Annotated in this window: 11 protein-coding genes, 1 tRNA gene and 1 pseudogene; 7 read left to right on the plus strand and 6 right to left on the minus strand. The window is 33.3% G+C overall.

Annotation, left to right across the window (positions count from 1 at the left end; genetic code table 11):
• Positions 1–27 precede the first annotated feature (27 nt).
• Both M0M44_RS10900 and M0M44_RS10905 read right to left on the minus strand, forming a co-directional pair.
• Positions 28–1,776: an amidohydrolase gene (locus M0M44_RS10900; protein ID WP_248729773.1), complete on the minus strand. Its 1,749-nt coding sequence runs from the start codon at positions 1,774–1,776 to the stop codon at positions 28–30.
• Positions 1,777–2,652: 876 nt separating this feature from the next.
• Positions 2,653–2,737: transfer RNA gene (locus tag M0M44_RS10905), tRNA-Ser, on the minus strand.
• Positions 2,738–4,547: 1,810 nt separating this feature from the next.
• Here M0M44_RS10905 and M0M44_RS10910 point away from each other — a divergent pair.
• The 4 genes from M0M44_RS10910 to M0M44_RS10925 all read left to right on the plus strand — a co-directional run bounded on the left by M0M44_RS10910 (position 4,548) and on the right by M0M44_RS10925 (position 8,581).
• Complete coding sequence (locus M0M44_RS10910; protein WP_248729774.1) at positions 4,548–5,141, plus strand: DUF502 domain-containing protein; 594 nt, start codon at positions 4,548–4,550, stop codon at positions 5,139–5,141.
• 600 nt (positions 5,142–5,741) lie between these two features.
• Positions 5,742–6,404 (plus strand): hypothetical protein, encoded by a 663-nt coding sequence (locus M0M44_RS10915; protein WP_248729775.1) that lies wholly within the window; start codon positions 5,742–5,744, stop codon positions 6,402–6,404.
• 698 nt (positions 6,405–7,102) lie between these two features.
• Positions 7,103–7,603, plus strand: coding sequence for an antitoxin VbhA family protein (locus tag M0M44_RS10920; protein ID WP_248729776.1), 501 nt, complete (start codon positions 7,103–7,105; stop codon positions 7,601–7,603).
• A gap of 555 nt (positions 7,604–8,158) precedes the next feature.
• Complete coding sequence (locus M0M44_RS10925) at positions 8,159–8,581, plus strand: ArsR/SmtB family transcription factor (protein ID WP_248729777.1); 423 nt, start codon at positions 8,159–8,161, stop codon at positions 8,579–8,581.
• A gap of 1,067 nt (positions 8,582–9,648) precedes the next feature.
• Here the strand turns inward: M0M44_RS10925 and M0M44_RS10930 are convergent.
• The 4 genes and pseudogenes from M0M44_RS10930 to M0M44_RS10945 all read right to left on the minus strand — a co-directional run bounded on the left by M0M44_RS10930 (position 9,649) and on the right by M0M44_RS10945 (position 12,981).
• Positions 9,649–10,008, minus strand: a complete 360-nt coding sequence (locus tag M0M44_RS10930; RefSeq protein ID WP_248729778.1) for a hypothetical protein — start codon at positions 10,006–10,008, stop codon at positions 9,649–9,651.
• A gap of 39 nt (positions 10,009–10,047) precedes the next feature.
• Complete coding sequence (locus tag M0M44_RS10935; protein ID WP_248729779.1) at positions 10,048–11,169, minus strand: DUF1214 domain-containing protein; 1,122 nt, start codon at positions 11,167–11,169, stop codon at positions 10,048–10,050.
• A gap of 120 nt (positions 11,170–11,289) precedes the next feature.
• A pseudogene (locus M0M44_RS10940) lies at positions 11,290–12,438 on the minus strand (amidohydrolase).
• Positions 12,439–12,591: 153 nt separating this feature from the next.
• Positions 12,592–12,981, minus strand: a complete 390-nt coding sequence (locus M0M44_RS10945; RefSeq protein WP_248729780.1) for a hypothetical protein — start codon at positions 12,979–12,981, stop codon at positions 12,592–12,594.
• 886 nt (positions 12,982–13,867) lie between these two features.
• On the opposite strand from M0M44_RS10945, the gene M0M44_RS10950 reads away from it, so the two are divergent.
• From M0M44_RS10950 to M0M44_RS10960, 3 genes are all read left to right on the plus strand, one after another.
• On the plus strand, positions 13,868–15,187 hold the full coding sequence (locus tag M0M44_RS10950; RefSeq protein ID WP_248729781.1) for a T9SS type B sorting domain-containing protein: 1,320 nt from the start codon (positions 13,868–13,870) through the stop codon (positions 15,185–15,187).
• A gap of 1,093 nt (positions 15,188–16,280) precedes the next feature.
• A complete protein-coding gene (locus M0M44_RS10955) occupies positions 16,281–17,066 on the plus strand; it encodes a LytR/AlgR family response regulator transcription factor (RefSeq protein ID WP_248729782.1) in 786 nt (261 codons plus the stop codon).
• A 3,959-nt stretch (positions 17,067–21,025) separates the two neighbouring features.
• On the plus strand, positions 21,026–22,372 hold the full coding sequence (locus M0M44_RS10960; RefSeq protein ID WP_248729783.1) for an immunoglobulin domain-containing protein: 1,347 nt from the start codon (positions 21,026–21,028) through the stop codon (positions 22,370–22,372).
• The last annotated feature ends 1 nt before the right edge of the window (position 22,373 follow it).

The following is a 22,373-nucleotide window of genomic DNA, read 5'->3' on the forward strand; positions in this document are numbered from 1 at the left end:
AAAATTATTATTTAAATAATCTGTTAACTACTCTTTTAAGGGAAATGATTTGCCTTCAAAGACAGTTTCTAACACTTTAATGTCTTTCATTTTTATAGGGTCTATCTTTAAAGGGTTTTCAGCAAGTATGACGAAATCCGCTTTTTTACCCACTTTTATGGATCCCGTAATTTTATCCAATTGCATTAAATTAGCCGCATCAATCGTGATGCCTTTCAATGCATCATAAGCAGATACTCTTTCTTGAGGCGCCATCAAAGTTCCATCGGCCGTTACACGATTAGTTGCTATCCAAGCCAGGAGCAATGGCTGAATAGGAGCCATAGTGAAATCGGAATGCAGGGCAAACTTCACTTTGTTTTTAACCAATGAGCCCAAACGAACCATTTCTGAACCTCTTTGCTGGCCAAGAACAGTATTGGATGCATATTTATCACCCATAGAATAGAGATAGTAGGGATTAGCAGACACCACCGCTCCTAATTTTGCAATACGGGCAGACTGTTCAGGTTTAGATTCTCCAAAATGCTCTATGGTGAGTCTTTGTTTTAATTGTGGCAATTCTTTTTGCAATTTTTCCAGTTCATCCAAGATGGTTTCTAATCCCATGCTGCCATTGCAATGAATATGGATAGGATAGCCTTTGTTCCACCAAAATTTCATGGCTTTGTTTAAATTTTCAGGGGTCATAATCCATTCGCCGCTATGCCCGTCCATATATCCTGGAGGTAAAACTTGAAAATTCTGACCAAAAAATGCACCATCAGCATAAAGTTTTACGGCATGTTCTATTATAATATGCGGCGAAGTCTTTTTGCCAAACTCCTTTACATCGGCAAACGTTTTTTCAAAATCACCGCCATTTACCAGGTTCAATGTATTTACATCGGGGGTAAATTGCATACGGAAAGGTGTCTTATCGTTTTCCAGATTATTTTTCATGTATTTAAAATCGCCCCAAAGTTCTCCCGATGAACCTGTACCCATATCGCCAATGGTAGTTAGTCCACCCATATGTACAAGATCACGAAGTTTTAACATATTGGTCTTCATAACTTCATCATTTCTAATGGTCGGTGCCCATTTCGGAACAACGACATTGAAAAATCCAGCTTCTACAAATTTTCCGGCAGCATAATCAATTTGGCTGTTTCCTTTGGTTTCTTTCTCGGTAATATTCAAATACTTCAAACCTGCGGTGTTCAGCCACATTACATGTGCAGAATATTGCCAAATCATAATTGGTCGTGTAGCAGAAATTCCATCCAATTCTTTACGTGAAATGTCTCCATGAAAAGGCTCCATAAAACCCCAAACAACAAGAGGTTCTTTAGGCTCTTTTAACTCAGCTTCATATTCTTTTACCTTGGCTATGAAAGCTTCATGTCCTCTCACGGATTTTACATTGCCCCAGGGAAAAACCCAGTCAAAAGGTGTGACAAATTTGGTGTTCAAAATCATAGCGCCAAGATTGGGATGCAAGTGCGGGTCTATCAGACCCGGCATCATTGTTTTTCCTTCTAAATCGACCATAGTATGGCCTTCGCCGGCTTGCTGCATGGCTTCGTCTTTCTTGCCTACAAACAATATTTTTCCATCTTTTACGACTACGGCTTCGGCGTAAGTAGCGTTTTCGCCTTCCATGGTTAGAATATCTCCGTTGTAATATACTGTACTGATAGATAAAAGTTTGCCTGCATTGTCACTTTTTGCTGCTTTTTCTCTGCAAGAAACCATAACTATGGAAAAAGCAAGCAATAAAATCAAGTTTTTCATGGTTTTCTAAATTATGTTATGCTTAGTTTTTATAGTTGAAAATTTTGGTATTATATATCTGTTCGTTTAAAGTAAATGAATTGAAAATCAGGAGTGTATGGTGATTTTTTTAGTGGCTAAATAAAAACGGATTGCAATTATGCTTAAAAGTAAGAATTAATACTATACGTAAAAATGTTTTTTATCACTTTTCAAATAGATAAGAATTATTTTTCTTTACTAGTCAGTTGCCATTAGCTCTCCGAGAGCATATCTAAAATAACCTGATGTCTTACTGCGAAGAATCTTCTTTATTTTATTTGGAAACTTGTCTTATATCTTCTTTTAATTTAATTCTTTCCATAATATTTACTATTATTTTGTTCAGCAAATTTATGTCGGGGTATCAGATAAAAACTGAGGCAGATTTTTTAAATAAAAACATATAAGTTTTTTTTAGATATTATGACGTTGTTATTTCAGTGCTAGAATATCTGCTGTTACCGATATTAATTTCTTCTTAAATATCATCTTTCGTATTCTCCAATAGGTTGTAAAAGTTTTGAGATGAGCAGTTATTACTGTATTTCACATTATAGGAAAACAAAAACTCGCACTACTGGTGCGAGTTTTTGTTTAATAACTTTTATTTCGTAAGATGAACTAAATAGTTTTACAATGCACATGTAAATTAGGGGGATTGTAAACCAAAAATTGGTACACTTTGAAAGTATGATTAATTTAAGGAATAACTTGATTTATAGATGAAAGTGTTTTTAAACACAGTAATTGCAAGGAAGTCCGAAGATCAGTTATTAAACATAAAGTAGGTTCAAGAATTTTTGGCCCTGTCCAAAACAAGAAAAACCCCTGTAAACACAGGGGTTTTTTATTCAGCGGAGGAAGAGGGATTCGAACCCCCGGACCTGTTACAGTCAACAGTTTTCAAGACTGCCGCATTCGACCGCTCTGCCATTCCTCCAGTAAGATGCAATCATTTGCTCATTGCGGGTGCAAAGATAAAATGTTTTTTCAATTCAAGAAACTTTTTTGATAGTTTTATATGGAATATTTTTATCAGCGTCTATAAATTCAATTTACGGTGTTAACCCCTTGTGAAACAGATGTTATGAAGTTCGTAATTTGCGTGTGCATTAAATGCCGTAAATTTTGTCATTTATATTTGACAAAATCAATGGAATAATAATATCGATCTCTATAATTTTTTGCATTTTTTTATGTGACAAGTTCAATTGTGTCCGCAGTGCGGACGCAATTGTAAAAGGTTGTAAATCTGATGATTAATTCTGAACAGTATTATCCGTGTATTCAAGTTTAAACCCGTGGAGCCTGCTGAGTGCAAAATTATATAGGATTGTTATTTAGATGTTTAAATTACCAAAATTAGTTTTATTATAGTATCTCGCTTAAAATTGGAGGTATTCATTTGGAAGTTAACGATTAGGTTGAGGTGGCCGCTCAGCCATTAGAACTCTCTGTAGTAAGTCTTTGTAGATTCTGTGTTCTTATTTCTTCTGTAACTATTGTGCCATGATTCTCACACGAAAGAAATACTTGTGGAATATCTTTGATAATCGCCGTAATTTTTGTGGTGCAAAGGCGTGAAGTCCATTTTGATGGATCAATTTGGTGCAATAAAAAAAAGGCAATTGGTTTTGAACTATAAAGAAATTGAAGAATTTAATAAACTAACTAATTATAAAAATCTAGCTTAATTTTTTCTCCAGCTTTTGTTTGCATATCCAATGTGATTGCAGTCTAATTTTAAATAACGGACTTTATATTTTATCTTAAAATTGGTATAGGCGGCAAAAGTTCTTGTCTCGGTTATGATGTTTTTAAGATTATAGTCACTGCCAAGTTATCACGATACACATGTAAATGCTTGTTTATTAATTATTAACTGATCAAATTAGATTTGTGATTCCATTATATTGAAAAATTTATATGAAGTTATCGTATCCAATTTTCACTGCCGTTTGCACGTTCGGTTTTTATGATGATTATTTCTTTTTAAGCTATTTATTTAGTACTGTATTTTAATTATTAAGATTAAAAGAGTACTTGATTATTGCTTTGCAGGTTGTGAATTAATTTCTGAAAAAATACCTTTATCAAATATAATTCTTTAGATTATTTCAGTTTTTATTCTATTTTGAGTGATCACGTTGATATTTTTGAAGGTTTTAGTAATTTATTTAAACTGGATTTTTCTAACTCTTGTAAAATGTTTGATTTTTTTAATTTTAAAGAAGATATACGCAAATTAGCATCGATGGCAAAAGTGGATTAATGATTCTTAATTGACGTGAAGACCTTCGAAGTTACTAGGTTGGAAGTAAATTTAAAACGTGAGTCGTATGTTCTAAATATGAATAGTTTATTAATCGATTGGTACAGGATAACATTAACTGACTGCAATAGTGCGGCAGGTGAAATTTTTTGCTGGATAATCTATTTATATTATTAAAATAGCCCTAGGCCGCAATTATTTTGGATACAAACAAATGATTGTAATCTGCCAATTCATGCTAAAGAAGGTTTTTTTGATAAAATCAGACAGCGTTTTTGGACTTGGACATACCATAAACAAACAATGGATCTTAAATTTGGCATATCACATTCAATTGGATCGGGTAGCCTAACTATTTGAAACCCATTTGAACCACAAATATTTTTAGATTGGATATTTGCTGGACTTTACCGAACCTAAAACACGAACCATTTGACACACTAGATGCTGATTATCTGAAATATTAATACCTGGACATATGAAATCAATTACTCGTTTTATTATTAATACACTTACGGGAGGCATTTTATTTTTAATTCCTTTAGTATTCCTGATAATATTGTTTAATACAGTTAACAAATATATTGTAAAGATATCTGGGCCACTGGCAAATTTGCTTCCTGATCGTTTTTTGGGTTTGGATGGAAGCAGATTATTGGCAGTCGTCTTATTGGCTATTTTTTGTTTTTTAGGAGGATTAGTCATCAGAACTTCATTTATCGCCAATTTTATTTCAAGATTAGAAGTAGCTGTTTTTTGTTATTTGCCAGGATATTCAATGATTAAAGCCATTGCTTCGGATGCTGTTGGTGCACGGGTGTCGCATAAAGCGGTTGCTGTTTTTGTAAAAGATCGCGGCAATTGGTCGCTTGGTTTTTTGATTGAAGAAAATAAAGAATTTTGTGCCGTTTTTTTTCCAGAAGCGCCAAAACACGATTCGGGTGAAGTGCGAATAGTCCCCATTCAGACTGTGCAAAAAATTGAGGTTCCAACACACAAAATAGCTCAAAGTTTTAAAAATTATGGAAGAGGAACTTTAAATTGGCTCGAAAAGGCTAAGGAAATCAATTAATTTAGCCAATACTAAACAATTAGCACAAGTATTTTTAAGGGCTTTAACTGTTTTGTTTTTGCATCATTTTTTTTCTTTATCAGTAAAAACGGATTATAGCAAATCTGTTGATTTTTAAAATAGAAAACCTTTTCTTTTTTGTCAACCTGTAAACAAAAGTGTTGGCGTAAGTGATTTGAATAAGAAATGAATTATTATCACCTTAAATAAGAAATGGAAAACAAAGGTTTTAAAGAAATCTCAAAAAAAACCAGATGTATTTATAAATCTCTCTTCCATATTGATTAATGGACAGTCGATTACATCTGCTGCTAATGTTTATGGATTGTGGATATTATCGGATTTAGAGAAGGGACGGAAGTTATGGCAGTATGTCTGCACAAATTATGACATTTATTATTATAGAGAAGTTTCTTGTTCTTGTTATAGATGGTGCCAGCAAAGCATCGGTATTAAAATGAATAGAAAATTAAAATATAGGCAAACCTGTTAATGATGCTGATATATCCATTTCGGCGGTAATTAATAAAAACATACGAATTTTATTACAAGTATAACGGAAAAAATATTTCTAATCTTTATAAACTAAAACTATTACAAATGAAAAATTACACTAAGTTATTTAATCTCATTCTTTTAATAGCAGCTTCTGCAGTTTACAGTCAGGGCGCTAAGTCTATTCGTGTTAACCTCTATGGTGCTTATACTTTTGAGGACAGTTTCGATTCTTATTATGATTATGGAAATTATTATCAAGGCCAATTACAGGATGGATTTCAATATGGTATTGGAGCTGAATTTGAAGTTCGGCCAAATTCGTTTATTGAAATATTATATTTAAGAGAGGATACTAATGCTCCAACGCAATATTATGACGGAGGTATTTTTGATAAATATGCTGATTTTGATGTTGCAATGAATTATGTTTTGGTCGGTGGAACCCGAAGTTTTAGAAAACCGGGCTCTGCTATTGAAGGATTTGGGGGCTTTATGGCAGGATTAGGTGTTTTAAGTATTCAAAATCCTGAAACTAATAAATCGAATTCTACAACAAAATTAGCATGGGGATTAAAAGGGGGGGCTACGATCTGGGCTTCTAAAAAAGTTGGTATAAAACTTCAAGCTCAGCTTTTATCTATTACACAGTCAATTGGCGGTGGATTCTACTATGGAACTGGCGGAGCAGGTGCTGGTGTTAGTAGCTATTCGTCACTATATCAATTCACATTAGGTGGAGGACTGGTTTTTGAGCTAGGAAAATAAATCTTATCTTTAACTGCATCAATCATAATGTATATTCAAATGAAAACTATGATCATTTAAAAAAGGAGAGCACTGCTTTTTTGCTTTTATTGAGTCACTTTAGTATTAATGCTCTCTTTTTTGCACATATTTTTATACTAGGGAGTTCCTGCATAAGGAACTCTTTCGTTTATTATTATATTAAAGGAACTTTAGTTCTTTTTTATGAGATAAGTTTTTTAGTGGAAATTTACCTGCTAAAAAGTTTTTTTTAGTAGGTGCATGCTTAGCTTATTCTGTTGGTTCATTGCTGTGACGGTTTTGTCTTTTTATGAAGCAGGGCGGACAAAAACGATTAAACTTTAAAGTTTTGAATTGGCTAGACAGACTCTAAGTGGAATTGTGGTTGTGGAATTGCAGCTAAAAAGTGGAGTCTTTTTAGCTGCAATTCCATCTATAGCTTGCGCTTTCTTTAATGGAAAATATTTTGACTCGAAATCATCTTCCCCAAATCATTTTGCTCCTAATGTCTATTGCTATTTTGTTAATAAATAATAAATAATCTATTCTGCCACTTATATTGCGCCAACTTCCTTTTATTGCATGAAATGTAATAAGTATTTGGTATTGATTAATTTTTCGGGATGTAATGCTACTTTAGTATGAAGAAATTATTCTAAATCTATTTACAAAATTTAAGCAATAAAAAAGTACAAGATATGTCAAAAGAAGCAAAAATGATGTTTTGGGTCGAATCAGAATTGCAAACTAAGTTTTTTAATATCGCTTTTCTGGAAGATCGCTCTGCTGCCGAAGTGCTCCGTGAATTTATGAAATCCTATATTAACCAATCGTACCAGCACAACAACAACAATCCTGTAGATACCCCGCCTGTAAATACCAACCTTATAAACGATCTTACTCCCGATCCCGAATATAGGTATAATGAGAATGGTATCAGCCCGAAAAAGCCATCTGATGAAGCATTGGAGTTAGCACGCCGAATTATCAACGGTGAAATTGATCTTCCTGAGTTTGTTCAGACGAAACACATTCCAGAACCAGTTACTGATAATAACAATAAAGAGGAATGTAAAAGTATTGTTAGCCCTTCAGTTGCACCTATCAATCTTGGCTATAAGCCGTCTAAGGAAGAATTAGAGCAAGCCCGTCGATTCTTAAACGGTGAAATCAAAGTGTCGGAATTTATTATCAAGTAAATTCTGTTAATGTAAAATAAGTTGGCATTCAAATGATATTGTACAATTCAATGTGTCTGTTGAGCATTAATTAAAAAAGCATATATCACGTCAATGTCAGGCATATTAATTTATTCACTCTAATACATGAATGTTTTGACTAGTCTAAAAGTCCAAATTAGTTTGAAGACGCACTTTTGTATTTATATATCTATTTGCAATCGTCAACATTTTTGTTTGCCTTCTTATTTTAAAATTCTGAATTATCTAAACCCAGAATCTAAATTATATTATTATAGTCTATATTTAGCGCTAATTCAAAGAGAGGGTCTCCAATTTTCTATAGGAAAGCAATTATTATTGATGATGGGATTTTTTCAATAAATTTGAAATTCAATTGTAAATAAGTTCGAAATTAAAACACTTAAACCATGATAAAAAAAAATCTATTGTTGTTATTAGTTGCATTATCGAAATGAATCATATTTTTAAATTAGTTGAATAAAAATTGAGTATTCAGATTTTGAAAATAACGATGAAAATATAATTGTTTACTAACGATAATGAATGATGAATATGGCAAAATCCTTACTATTTGATGCGGAAACAGAAGAAGTAGGCGAAATCTGTAAAGCACTGGGTCATCCTGCTAGAGTTCAGATTATGACTCTTCTGTGGAAAAAAAACAAAAGGACATGTGGTGAAATCGTTGATTTGATTCCTTTGGCACAATCTACAATATCCAAACATTTGCTAGAACTAAAAAAAGCAAATTTAGTTACTATTCACTATAAAGGAAAGAAGACTATTTATTCTATTGAGGTAAATACGATTAATGTTCTAAAAAATTATTTAAAAAGCTACCTTTCAACGATTGAAATTCCTGAAGAAAAAAAATCGACTGTTTTAACCACCACTTATAGAGTCAGAGGAAGAAATAGTCATTTTAAACAATATAACTATCAATTTCCTCATAAAAATCAAAACAGTAGAGTTTAAAGAGAAGAAAATAATTAACGATCAGAAATAAGTTATTGATATAAAATTTAATATCAAACTATAACAGTACTTTATGCTTCATAGCAACTAGTTGCCTGTAAAGGTTGTAACTTTACATGGGCTTACAGCAAAAAGTCGGACATTTTTTTAATCTCGCACAAATTCTTACCATAAATTATCCTTGTTTTGTTCTCCATATTTATATGAAAACTGATTTGTTGATTCTCTTGAAATAAGCTCGCTAATAAAGTGTGCATCTCCTTCAAGCAGACACCATTTCAATAAAATATCTTTCACGGTTGTATTTTGCCGAGAATAAATGAGTTATTGAGCTTTTAAACATGAGACTTCATTGAGATTTTTAAGTATTTCAGCTCATCAGAAGAAAAAGTTCCCCTGAATTAAATCTTTCATAAATAAAATAAACTGGAGGAAATTTTGCATTTGAAGACCAATATTTGAATGCGCTATATAAGGCTTTTATTCTTTTTTATTAGAAGAAATACCGTTTAAAATGTTTCTTGAAAGTTCGTATTCTGCTTACCAATATAAAATATTCGTACCCGGTTGTTGACCAGAAATACTTCTTTGAAGAAGAGTAATCTAAAGGTTATTTCCAGCTAAAACGTAGTCAGGATTATCCCTTGTTCAGAATCGTCCAAATGGAGGTTTATACATATTTAGGAATACTTTAATCTTTAAGGTTTTAAAACTAATAGAAATGAACGCGACAGAACATAGTTATTCAAAAATCTAATTTTTTTCAGATAATGTATTTTAAATTAAGATTTACCTTAGTTATGTTGAGGTTGAAGAAATAATGAAAATTAGGGGATTGCCTATGTAGAGTACCATTATCTAATGCCGGTTTTATAAGTTTACACCTTTCATTTAGTCAGAGAGGGAGAAGAGAAAAGCCAGAGTGGTGAAGAGCTGGTAATTGATTGAGACTTACATTAAAATAAAAGCTAAGTGGTGTTATTTGGATAGAGAAGTATATAAATTACGAAATACCGCGGACTTTACATTGAGTGGAAAAAGACAGAGAACTGAGCGCTCAGGCATTTCTAATTAAAGCAAAATTGGCACCCTGACCATCCCGAGGCCGTAAAACCAACATTAAGAAAATTGCTATGGGCATCTAAAAATGCCGGGAGCATCGTTTTTCCTTTCAGATCTACCATAATGTGTCCAGATCCTGCTTGCTTCATGGCTTCTTCTTCCTTGCCTACAAATAGTATTTTTCCGTCTTTAACTACAATCGCCTGGGCATAAGTGGGCTTTTTTCCTTCCATGGTGATGATGTCTCCATTGTAATAAACGGCAGTTTTATTGCCTGAACTTTGATCTGTCAACAGTTTTTCGTCTTTTTTGCAGGAGACCATCAACATTGCAAATGCCAATATTGATAAGATTGAATTTTTCATAAGCTTATTATTTAATTAAAAAAATAAATCATTTGATTTTTATGGTTTTACTTCTACTAATTCCGGGCATTTCCAAGTTCCATTCAAAATTTCTTTGTGAGGCCTGTAGAGTCTAATCATATAATTCCATCCCTTCATGATATATAAAAAATTTGGCTGGTTGGGATCTCCTCCAAAATGTATGGTTACGCTGCCATCAGGATTCTTCTTGGATGTTATCGAATTGAAATTATAGCTATTGTATTTGTTTACTTCATAGTATCCTTTTTCATTGTATAAAGAAACAGACCAAAAAGCATCAACAGGAACATCTTTCAGGGTTAGGGTATAAGCAGTTGCACCATCATCTTTAGGTGGATTTAAATTAAGATAAATAGCATCTTTTTCTGGATTTCCACCGTAACCTCCTGCTGTTCCTAACAGTTGTCGTACTTGGGTTACTTCCCATTCTGTGCCAAAAGCGGCTTTACTGTTAGGTAAATCTTTGGCCAATGCCAAAAGTAAATTACGCGTTTTTGTAAGGCTCTCTTCATCCCAATCGGGAATTTCCAACTTGCCCGTACTTGCCTGTTTGACAACAATGGATTCTTGTATTGCTGTGACTATTTTATTGTCTTCGGGACTATTGGGGTCTGCCAAAGTTCTGACGGTTATATGAATAAATCGAGTGCCAACATTTTCCCTGGTCAAGGTATAATTGCCCGGTTCATAAAATACCCGGATATAGGAATCTTCATTGATAACCATCATCGATACAAAACGCCCTTTGGTGTCGGGTATGGTAATGTTAAGGGGTGAGCTGAGATCAAAAATTCCATAAGAATACCTCGTGTCACGATTGGTACGGATTATGGATTGATGATTAACATCTGCCGGGCCGCTGTTGTGGCATAATTTACCAAAGCACCCGTCATTTGTTTTGATTTTGAAATAGTTATCAGTTTCGGCGCGAACAAAATTATCGATTGTTACTTTTTGTTTTCCATTGGGCAGCGTAATTGGATCAAACAGCTTTTCGGTGTTCTTTTTGGGTGGTTTGCAAAAGGTGTTAATCGTTGTATTGAGCTTTTCAATATCTTTACTTTTTTTAGTATGCTGGCTGTAAATATTAGCGCTTAATATACTGCATAGTACCAGAAAAGTTGATTTTATGGCTTTCATATTTTCTGTTTTTTAAGCTGATCAAATTAACATTAGAATTCAAATTCCATATTTTTTTGGAATTAAATAAAATGAACTCTGGAAGATTTAGATTTGCCAAACTTTATTATAGATTCCAATTTATTGATAAGAATTTTCAAATCTTTTACGATGATATACAGTTGCAAGAACTTTAATATCTTTGATTTTTATAGGGTCTATCTTCAAAGGGTTTTCGTCAAGAATAGTAAAATCTGCCGTTTTTCCTGTTTTTATAGAACCAATTTCATTCTCTAAATTCAAGGTTCTGGCAGCCGCGATCGTAATTCCTTACAAAGCCAAGTAAGGGGTAATCCGCTGGTCTTGCGAAAATTTACTGTTTTGAGATGTTACTCTGTTAATCGCTGTCCATGCCAGAGTTAAGGGTTCAATAGGCGCCATAGCAAAATCCGAGTGGAAAGAAACGGGGACCCTTCGGCTGGTGAGCGATTTGATTCGCACTAAATTTTCGCCTCTTTCTCTGCCGAGTCCTTTTTCGGAGTATTTATCTGCCAAAGTCCACAAATAGTATGGGTTAACAGATGCTTTAATACCTAAGTCTTTTATCTGATGTGCCTGTTTATTAGAGAAGCAGCCCATGTGATGCAGGGTAACTCTATGGTCTTTGCGGGGATTTCTTTTTTCATTCTCAGCCGCATAATCCAGCACCTCTTGAATACCCTGGTCACCATTGGCGTGTACGTGAATTTTATAACCGGTATCCCAATAAAATTTTATCTGCTGCTGCAATAGATTCAAAGGAGTCATCCATTCGCCCTGGTGTCCGTCGGTATAACCCCCTTCCATGCGCATCAATTGAGAATAGATTGCTCCATCCGAGAAGAGTTTTACCTGGTTGGGCAAAAAGATGATGTTAGCGGTATTGTATTTTGCAGGCAGTTCTTCCATAAATGCTTCTGCTTTTTCATTGCTGTTTCCTTTCATACCATACGATTGTGTGCCGTTGGGAATGAGATAGACAGTATAAGGCGGTTTTTTGTCCATTTCTTTTTTTAGCAGACTATACTCTAGATCAAAATCAGAACTTGGAAAACCAGGTTCGGCTACTGTTGTTATACCATTTCTCTGGATAAGCTGCGTCATCAAAGCTAAACCTTTTGAATATCTGGAAGGTACAATAAACCATCGTGCAATTTTTGGAACCAGTCCTAAGCATCCGCCTTCAAAGAAGTGGCCCCTTTTCCATTCTACTTGAGGATTTCCTTTAAAGTCGGCTTCTTTTAAATGCATTAATTCTATGCTTTATCGTTCAAAAAGACTTCGTGGAAGGAACGATGCAGTACGGCAATAGGTTTATCGGGAGAAATTTTGTTTAATATGTCCCGATTTAAATCGCCGTGCCATAATTGGTGGTATCCCCAAACCCAATACACTTCACCTGCTTTAGCATTTTTTTGAATCGATACTGTGAGCGCTTTGATGTAAGGGTCGTGCCCTACAACGCCTTTTTTGATTCTTCTGGCAGTGTCCAGTCATATGGAGCAATAATTCGTTTGGCAGAATAGAAGCTGCAATGGAGGGATGTACGTGAGGCTCCACAAATCCGGGCGTCATTGTTTTTCCTTCTAAATCGACCCTATTATGTCCTTCTCCGGCTTGCTTCATCGCTTCATCTTTACTTCCTGTGAAAGTAATTTTTGCGTCTCTGACCACTACCGCTTCTGCATAATTGGCATTTTCGCATTCCATGGTTAGAATATCTCCGTTGTAATATACTATACTGAAAGGTGGTGTTTTGCCTGAATTGTCAGTTTTTTTTCTTCTTTTCGGCAAGAAATCATAACAATGGAAAAAACAACCAATAAAATCAAGTTTTTCATGTGTTTTCTAAATTAGGTCATGCTTAATAATTATAACTGTAAATTTTGTTATTATCTTGTTATTTATCTAATTAATGGATTGAAAATCGGAAAGATATCTTAGTGTTTTTTGTTTTGCTAATACCTAAATGGACTTCTTTAATTAAGTTTAAAAGTAAGAATTTCCACTGCATATAAAAATGTTTCTTATCACTTTTCAAATTGATCAGGATCATTTTTAATACTGTTATATTACTTTAATTTGTTTATTATCCTTTGTTTAAAGGAGCGAAAATTTGAATCTAAAAATGCTGAAGACCAATATTCATAGCTACCGGTTATATAAAAAACTTAGTTTAACTTGCTTAGACATTCCAATGCTTTTTCGGGTGCGGCCATGCCGGACTCATATCACTGCATCATTTGTAATTTTCTATAGCCGAGCAGACGTTCTTTAGGAATGCCGGCAATCAATGATTCTGGTATGGGCTTACAGTGCTCTTCCAAAGAGGGGCGAAGGCTGCCAAAGAGCTCTATTTTGTTTTGGAAAACTGCACATTGGAGTGCAATTATTATAATTTTAATCAATACTCAGTTTTTTTTTTTTTAATACTATATGCACCTTTTTTTTCACAAAGCTTCTATTGCACAAAAATAAATAGGTTTTGCGGCTCCATAAGCAGAAAATTGATCACCCTAAAACACCGGAACCTGTCTTTCAGCTTTACAATAAAAACTTAATCAATTTTTTATAGAGGAGTCGAATGTTACGGCTTTCCAACCACTTATTGGTTTTAGAATTTTGAAAAAATTATCGAGAATATTTTTACAATGAAATTTAGATTTAAATTATTGATAAAATGATATTAAAGAATAGTTATTTTAAAACCATTACGAATGCTCTTTTCTGCGGAAGTTTTTTTGCTGTTTCAAACCTGTATGCGCAATGTGATGTAAATACCGTAAATAATGATTTTGAAGAGCCCTTAGTAAGTATTTCTGCTGAAATGGTTGCTCAAGCAAATGTTCCTGGATGGAAAACTACTGCTCCGGATGGTATTATCGAATTTTGGAAAAATGGTTCTATGAATGGCACAGCATATTCAGGAAATCAATATATAGAGTTAAATGCATATTTTCAGGCAGGTGTATATCAGGATTATGATTCCGCTAAAAATAAGCTGTTTAATTTTTCTTTTGCCCACAAAGGCAGAGCTGGAAGAGACGAAATGGTTCTAAAAGCTGGTCCTCCAGGAGGGCCATATACAATTATTACAACCGCATCAACTGATAATGTGGCATGGAAGGTTTACAGCGGAAATTATACTGTCCCCTTGAGCCAAAATACCACAAGATTTATTTTTGAAGCCATAAAATCCTTTACCAATGATCCGACAGTTGGTAATTTTTTGGATGCGATAAATTTTGCTTCAGCTTTAAAGGCTCCTATAGTATCAGGTGATCTAAACGTATGCTCTGGCAATTCGGCTACATTGAAAGCAGTTGGAGAAATTGATTCGGAAATTAAGTGGTTTGATTCACAGGGCAATATCCTGTATATTGGAGAAACTTTTATTACGCCAATTATAATTTCTGACACAAAATTTAAAGTGATGCAGATTAATTCAAAAGGATGCCAGAGCAGTTTAGAGGATGTGGAAGTAAAATTAAAAATTAAAAAACAGATAATTGCTGATAATGCCTTTTCTATAAAGCAATTAAGTTCAGAATCAGGAATCGATCTAATCGTTGAAAGTACGAACTGGGAGAAAAAAGAGAATTTGTTTTATCAGCTGGATGATGGAGATTTTACTTCCTCGAATAAATTTTTTAATGTACCGCCTGGTATTCATAAGGTTACAATACAATATAGCGGGAGCTGCGAGGATTATAATGAAAAAGTTTTGGTAATCCATTATCCCAGATTTTTCACGCCCAATGGAGACGGATATAATGATATATGGGATATAACAAAATTTGAAAATATGCCTACTCTCAAAAATCTTTCGATTTTTGACAGATTTGGAAAACTGGTAAAAAAAAATAATTCTTACGGGATAGGATGGGATGGAAATTACAATGGGGTAGCAATGCCTTCAAGTGATTATTGGTTTATATTTGAATATACCCATGATGGATCTTCAAAAATAATTAAATCACATTTTGCTTTAAAACGATAATTATATTATTTATTCTGATCACCATGTTTATTTACTAGGTGTGTTTAAAAAAAAGCAGTTTTCTGGCTATTGTAAATTTTTAGAGCCGCGAGTGGTCTATAAAATTCAGCTTAGTTTTTGGTGGAAGAAAGTGTTCAGTGCAAAAAAAAAACTGCTTTAAATTTTGCGGCAGAGAAGTTAGAAGATTCATTTTGAAATATGCTAAAAAAGGGTATGCAGTTGCTATACCCTTCTAAAGTCTACAAGTATTAAAAAAAAATGATAATTATGATCAGCTAAAAATCCTATCTGTAAGAAAACAGATTTAGCTTATTTTTGGTCTGCTTTAGATTTGGATGAAGTGTCAATAAATAAAAAAAATTACGTAAATATTTAATAAAACCTTAAATTTTTAATAATGCAAATTTTAAATATAAATAAGATTTAAATTTTATGATTGTTATAATTGGACGTATCTGTGTAACTATTAGGGTTTTTGCTGATTGTTAATATGCTGTTGTGCAATTATATTTGGTTGATAAATAGTGTTTTGTATAAAAAGAAAAGCTTGCGCTGTAAAGATGTTTTCCTTAAGTTTTTTTTATATATAACTTTGTAATTTGCTGGTTTTGGTGTTAGAATGAGGAGTTTTTAAGAGGCTCAAATATGCATGATAAAAGGAAATGTCGAAATGATGATAATCTGTGATTTAAGATGGTTTTTGTATGTTTTGTGTTTAGGTGCTTCAATGTGAATTTTAATAAGTAATTTTCAAATCAGCTTCGTTTGATATAACTGTTGGCAATTTAAAGGAATGATCAAACGTGATGTTTCTTTCTTTCTTTCTTTCTTTCTTTCTTTCTTTCTTTCTTTCTTTCTTTCTTTCTTTTTTTTGTTAAGTTTAAGTCGTAATTTCTTTTTTAAGAATGCGCATTTAATAATGAAACTGATTATGGATTGTGAATATGTGCTAAGGGAAAACTTATTTATGTTTCGGGTTTCTTAATTAAAAAAGTTATATTGCGTTTGTTTTATCCTAAGTCCCGAGGATAAATTATGAAATGCCACTTTCAGACAAATCCTCTCTTAATACCCCAAACTAAAATTTAAAAAAATGATGTCTAGAAAAGTTAATGCATTATTGGTTGATGATGATTTGAAGAATTTAGAATTATTGAAACATTTCTTAATTAAATTTTGTCCGCTTGTAAATATAATTGGCGAGGCTAACAATGTTAAAGATGCAATAGCATTGATTGAAAATTTGAATCCGGAACTAATTTATACCGATATCCAGCTAGATGATAAAAATGCCTTTGATGTACTTGATCAGATTAAAGTTAGTGGGATTGAAGTTATTTTTGTTACGGCTTATAGCGAGTATGCCTTAAAGGCTTTGAAGTATAATGCACTTGACTATATTTTAAAGCCCCTTGCTATTGAGGATATTATTGTTGCTACAAATAAAGCTGTTTTTAAGCTTAATGAAAAGAAACGAATCAATAAATTGGTTTCAAGAAATGACGAAAAAATGCTTGCCAATATAGGTAGTGATGATAATGATGCGGTCAATGGTTCTTCTTATTTGGCAATCAGTTCTCTTAATAATATATTGATTATAAAAAAAGATGATATTTTGTATTGCAAATCCGAAGGGAGGTATACAATATTTTTTTTAAAAAACAAAATAGAACATGTTTCGTCAAAGAATCTGGGAGAGTATGAATTGATATTGAATAAAAAGTTTTTTTTAAGAATACATCATTCCTACATCGTAAATATAGATCATATTTTATGCATTAATAAAAAACAAGGCTACTATTGTGAAATGGTAGATGGTTCGTTGCTTCCAATTTCTAGGCGTAAAAAAGAAAATTTATTGGTACTGTTAAAAATATAGTTTCCTGGATGGGTTGGCTTAGTATGGAGAAACGGTTTAGGCCCAGGTCTAGGCCTTAGGTATAAAAAGGAATTATGGACGCAGTGCAATTAAGTTTAAGTGCGCAAAAAGGAAATCTAAAAATCAAGTCCTGCAGTGCAATTAAAGTATCAGCTTAAAAAAAATCAAAGTGGATCGTGATATTCTAGCCATAGGTACCCTTTCTAAGGGAGCCAATATTTTGTCTTTTTTATAAGATAATGAAAAAAATATATCTGCCTTAAAGGACGTGCCTTATTTTATCTAGGTTTAACAGGTGTAAAGAAGGGTCTGGCGTCTTTCGGCAGCTGAGTACGCAACAGACTCCATGGTTGCGGTTTAGAAATTGCTCATAAGCATAAAACAACTGTAGATGGATTCCTAATCCATTCTGATCTGGGAACTAAGTGTTCCAGTAAACTTTTACTGCTGGACGGAATTCTTGTAAAACAGCAAAAGAAGTCTGGGCTGGGGAAACAGTTGGAATTAAGCGGCCACTGAAGTTTTTTTCGGATCTTTAAAAGCTGAAGAGCCTCTGGCTGTAAATTAACTTTTGGATAAGAGCTCTGTTGAATTTCTTAAACAAGGATTGAGTGCAATGATTAATAAGGCTGCAGGATTTTGGCTGCACAACCACTGAAGTATTAAAAGAAAAGGGGGTATCGCAGAAATGCGGTTTAACTTTTTTTTTTGTTTTTTCTCAGCATAACCAAAATGTCAGGTTCAAAGACTCGTTATTAGTGTTTCCTTATGCGACCATTTGTTTCCTGATAAAGGCCACTTGTTTCTTTTTATGGTTTTTCTGTGTTTTCCTGTCTTACTTTTGCCGAAGAATAAACCTGTTGGTGTTTTTGAAATCAGCAATACAAAAAAAAATATACACTATTTTGAAAGTAGGATTTTCTAGTGTTGATTTGCGGGACTTTTTGCGAGCTGTTTGTTCAGATTCTGCTGACAGGTTTTATTTAAAAGCTTTAGTTTAAACTTTTTATTTGAATTAATTCGTAAGTATCTGAAATTAAAATGATTGTATGAAAGATGTGTTGGTTAGTCTAAAAAAAAGAATATTCTGTATTTCTGGTCTCTTTGAATCTGGATTTAAATATTTTTGTTGTTCATTAGACGATTCTATTTAGGTGTTTGCGGTTTCTTTAATTAAGTATTTTGATAATGATTTGATGTGGTTTTTGGATATTGCATTGAATGGGCTTAGCTGGATTGATTTGTCTTTTCTTGCAATATAGCTGGTTTAGCAGAACCTAGGGCTTTCTAAAGAGACTGTAAAGTTTCTGAGTTAGGCTTTTTGAATGTGAGACTGGGATTCAAGTAGTGAATTAGCTCTTTGCGTTTGGCTTATGGGTCATTTTATTTCGACTTCATATAAAAAGTGACGGGTTCTGGCTAGTAGCTGTAGGAGTGTAATTCAATTTGCTGGTACTGCATCATTTTTCTTGCCAGCAGATTCCTGTAAATATTTAATTTTAATTTACTGTAAAGCTTCTGATGTTAATTTTCTAGCATCAAAACGATATGCGGCAAGATCTGCATTTGTAAAACATCTTTTAATAATTAATTCTATATTTCTTTCTGTATCTAAAGTGGTCTCCTTGGCAGGGTTTCTTTGCTTGAAGGGGAAACTGTTTTCAACAGTCGCAGTAACTTGATATGGTTTGGTTTTTGCAGTTATAGCTGTTGGCGCATCTGTTCTTTTTTTTTTGCTGATTTGTTGGTTGGGGTAATATAATGCTCTTTCTATTGGATAGGAGGTTTGATCTATTGATGGGCGAGCTAGAATATTTTGTGAAAAAAAAAGCTATTTTTTGACGTGTTCTATTGGGTTCCAAGCTGCGAAATCACTTAAAAAATATATTAACATTGCGGGTTTCTATTGGAAATTCCGAAAAAAGAAACGATGGTGTTGCGGTTATTTGTATTGGAATATATTGTCTCTTTAAAAAAGAATCAAGCTGCCTCTAAATGCGCGTTCCTTCTGCTGCTAAATTCCAATCTCTAAAAACTGCTTTTTCTCTATCTTTATTGAGTCGTCTACTGCGGGTAATGTGATTGTGTTTCTGATGTCTGCGAATAGGTAAATCCTAAGCTGTTATCTCCATGAAGAATCCATTTGGGTTTAATTAGGTTCTCTGTGTTCTTTTGGTATGGAATTAATCTGTTTAGATGAAGAGGTGGTGTTTTGTCTTCTTTTTTTGTAAAAAAAAATAATTTCGAATTGGTCTAGGAGGTATAATTTTAGAATCTCGATAAAAGGCCTTTGTATTGCAGAGTGATTTTATAATACATATCTGGATTTTAATATTTCTTCATAACATATAGTTTGATCTAAAAAAAAATAAGGCGCTAGGGTTGGGTTTTTAAAACCATACTAGAATAAAAAAAGACGGACCGTTGCGACGATGTGGCTTAACTTTTTTTTAGCATGCCCAAAATGTTCGATTTAATTAGTGTTTAGCGGTGTTTTTATTTAAGCCATTTGTTGCGTGATAAAAGCCACTTGTTACTTTGCTGGTTTTGCTTGTGTTTTTTTGTGTTATTTTTGTTTGAAAATAAACCTGTTGGTATTTTTGGAATTCAGCTATACAATAAATATACACTGTTTTAAAGGAGGATTTGCTAGTGTTGATTTGCGGGACTTTTTGTGAGCTGTTTATTCAGATTTTACTGACGGGTTTTATTTTGGTACTTTATTTCAAATTCTTCATTTGGCTTTATTGCTAAAACATGAAAAATCTTATTTTTAATGTTTTTTAAAATTAGTATTCATTAATAATAATATAATACAAGTCCGTATCACGGCAGAATCAATCAGAAATGATTAGCAAAAAAAGGCGATATTCCGTATTTGCATTTTATCGATATAAAAAAATCTGTCTAAACATTTTTTTATAAATTAAATGAGAAATTGCTTCTCTGTTTCATTACAGGCTGTTTTTTTTTTGGTATTATATATTGGCTAGGTATCTCCATAAGTAATTAGTTTTTTAATGGTTTTTGGCAGGGCTTTATTTTAAAGCCGTTACTGTTTTAATCCCGTTTTTCTTGAGTGATTCTTGCTTTTAAACGTGAAAACTTCATGTCGCGCTAATTTTTTATAGAAAATCAATTTCTATATATTAAGCCCTAAGTCTGGCACTATCTGCCGAATTCTGGTGATTTTCTTAACGGAGCCCCTGTTTTTGCATTTTTTATATATAACAAATTAGCTTTTTGAGCTGTATGCAGGCATAATGATGGAGAATAATGGTTTCTTATTGTTTCTTTCCCTGTTCGCTGTTCAAAAGAGTGCTGAGTTCAAAATATGGAAGAAAAGTTTAGCTTGTTAGCGAGTATTTTTCGGCTTTCTGCTGAAGAAGCCGTTGCTTTGTATGTGTTGTTTTATCTCAAATCTTAAAAATATTTAGAAAGCCGTTGCGTGCAATTTTTATTCTTCACTTCATGATGTGTAGTAATAGTGTGGCGATTATTTGATTATGAATTAAGTGATTCTGATGCGTTTTTTTAGTTCTCGAATTTTAAAAACCGGTTATTGCTTGAATTGGCTCAGTTGTTACATGCTTATGTATGAGACATTGTTTTATGTTTACTATTGTAATGAATTTTTTTTCTTTTGCTTTTTCGTTGTTACTTAAACGAGAGAGTCTTTTTAGTTTTTCAGTTTCACATAAAAAAAAATAGTATATAAATTGCTTATGTCCAGTCCCTTTGTTTTTAAAATAAATAAAAAATATTTCTTAAGCCGTTTTAATCATGGTGATGCAAAGCAGGTAAATAAAATTGTTTCTGATAGTATTTTGAAAAGAAAAGAATCGTATTGCAATTATATAAATTCAATTAAGTGCAATAAGGCTTTAATTTTTTTTATTATTTTATTTTTTTATCATTTTAATTCTAATTCCCAAACTAAATCAATAAATCCTCAAGTATTGCCTTTTGATAGAATTTGTGCTGGCAGCGAGGGAGGTAATGATTATAGCGTGACTTTTAGCTATGACGGATTTAATGCTCAAACTGTTTTTGCAGTTGAACTTTCAAAAGACAATTTTGGAACTATTGTATTGCCGGAGACATTGTCCGCCGAAGATTCTGGTGTTAATCAGAAAACAATAAGATTTGCAATTCCTTCGGATATTGTAGGTTCAGATAACTATTGTCTTAGGGTTTCCGCAGCGGGTTTTTCCAGCGGTAAATTCCTTTCTTTCGGTTTAAAAAATTATTTTCCAATTTATTATAAAGTGCATGATAGGCAATTTACAATTAACAATTTTAATGGGGATGCAACATATTGTTTCGGCTCTAATTATTTATTGGCTATTGATGGTGATTCAAAATTACCTGCAAATGATTCGCCTTTAAAATTTGGCTTTTTAACATATAACTGGTACAGAGACAATGGCGTTTCCCAGCCGCCAACGCTAGTAGCTGGAGCCAGCGGACCCTCTTATAGCGTAAATTCTGATGGAGTTTATTATGTCGAGACAAATTATGGAGGCTGCAGCTCTCAGTCTTATTCTAATCGTGTTGCAGTGACTTCGTCCGGTTCTGGATCAGAGTTTATTATAAGTTCTAGCTTGGGAAATCCTTTTTGTCCTACTGCTGATGGAACTGTTTTAACGGCTCCAATGGGTAAATATTATAGCTGGAAAAAGAATGGAGTTGCATTTGGCGGCAATAGCAGGAATATTACTGTTAAAGATCCTGGCCTATATACCGTTGCTGTTGATTCGGAAGGCTGCAGTTCAGCAGGATCCATCAACCTTAAAACCAATGGCATTAATGCAGTTATTGATGCAAAAGATGAGTTTGAACTTAAAGATGGGGAAAGTATAAGTGTAACTGTGACTACTGATGCCAGCCAGCCAATTTTTGAGTGGTATTTGGATAATAAGCTTATAGCTTCTGCCACAGCTGATACTTATGCAGTTAAAACTTCAGGTGTTTATAGAGTAAAAGTTACGCAGATTTCTGAATGTTTATCATCTAAAGAATTTATTTTCAGGGTGAAGGACGAAATGGGCACTGCGGATCTAATACCAAATATAGTTAGGCTGGATAGCCCCTACTGGAAAATTCCTGATATATATAAAACGCCTGCAGCCAAAATACTTATTTTAAACTCAAATGGTGAGGTGCTTTTTGATGATGTGGGAAGCGCCTATGACCCAATGGTGAATTCATTCATTAAAGATTTTAAAAATGTAAATCCGGTATATTACTATGTCATCAAATACGAGGGTAAAATAAAAAAAGGTTCAATAACAGTAATAAAGTGAT

It is taken from the genome of Flavobacterium humidisoli (genome assembly GCF_023272795.1).
GTDB lineage: Bacteria > Bacteroidota > Bacteroidia > Flavobacteriales > Flavobacteriaceae > Flavobacterium > Flavobacterium humidisoli.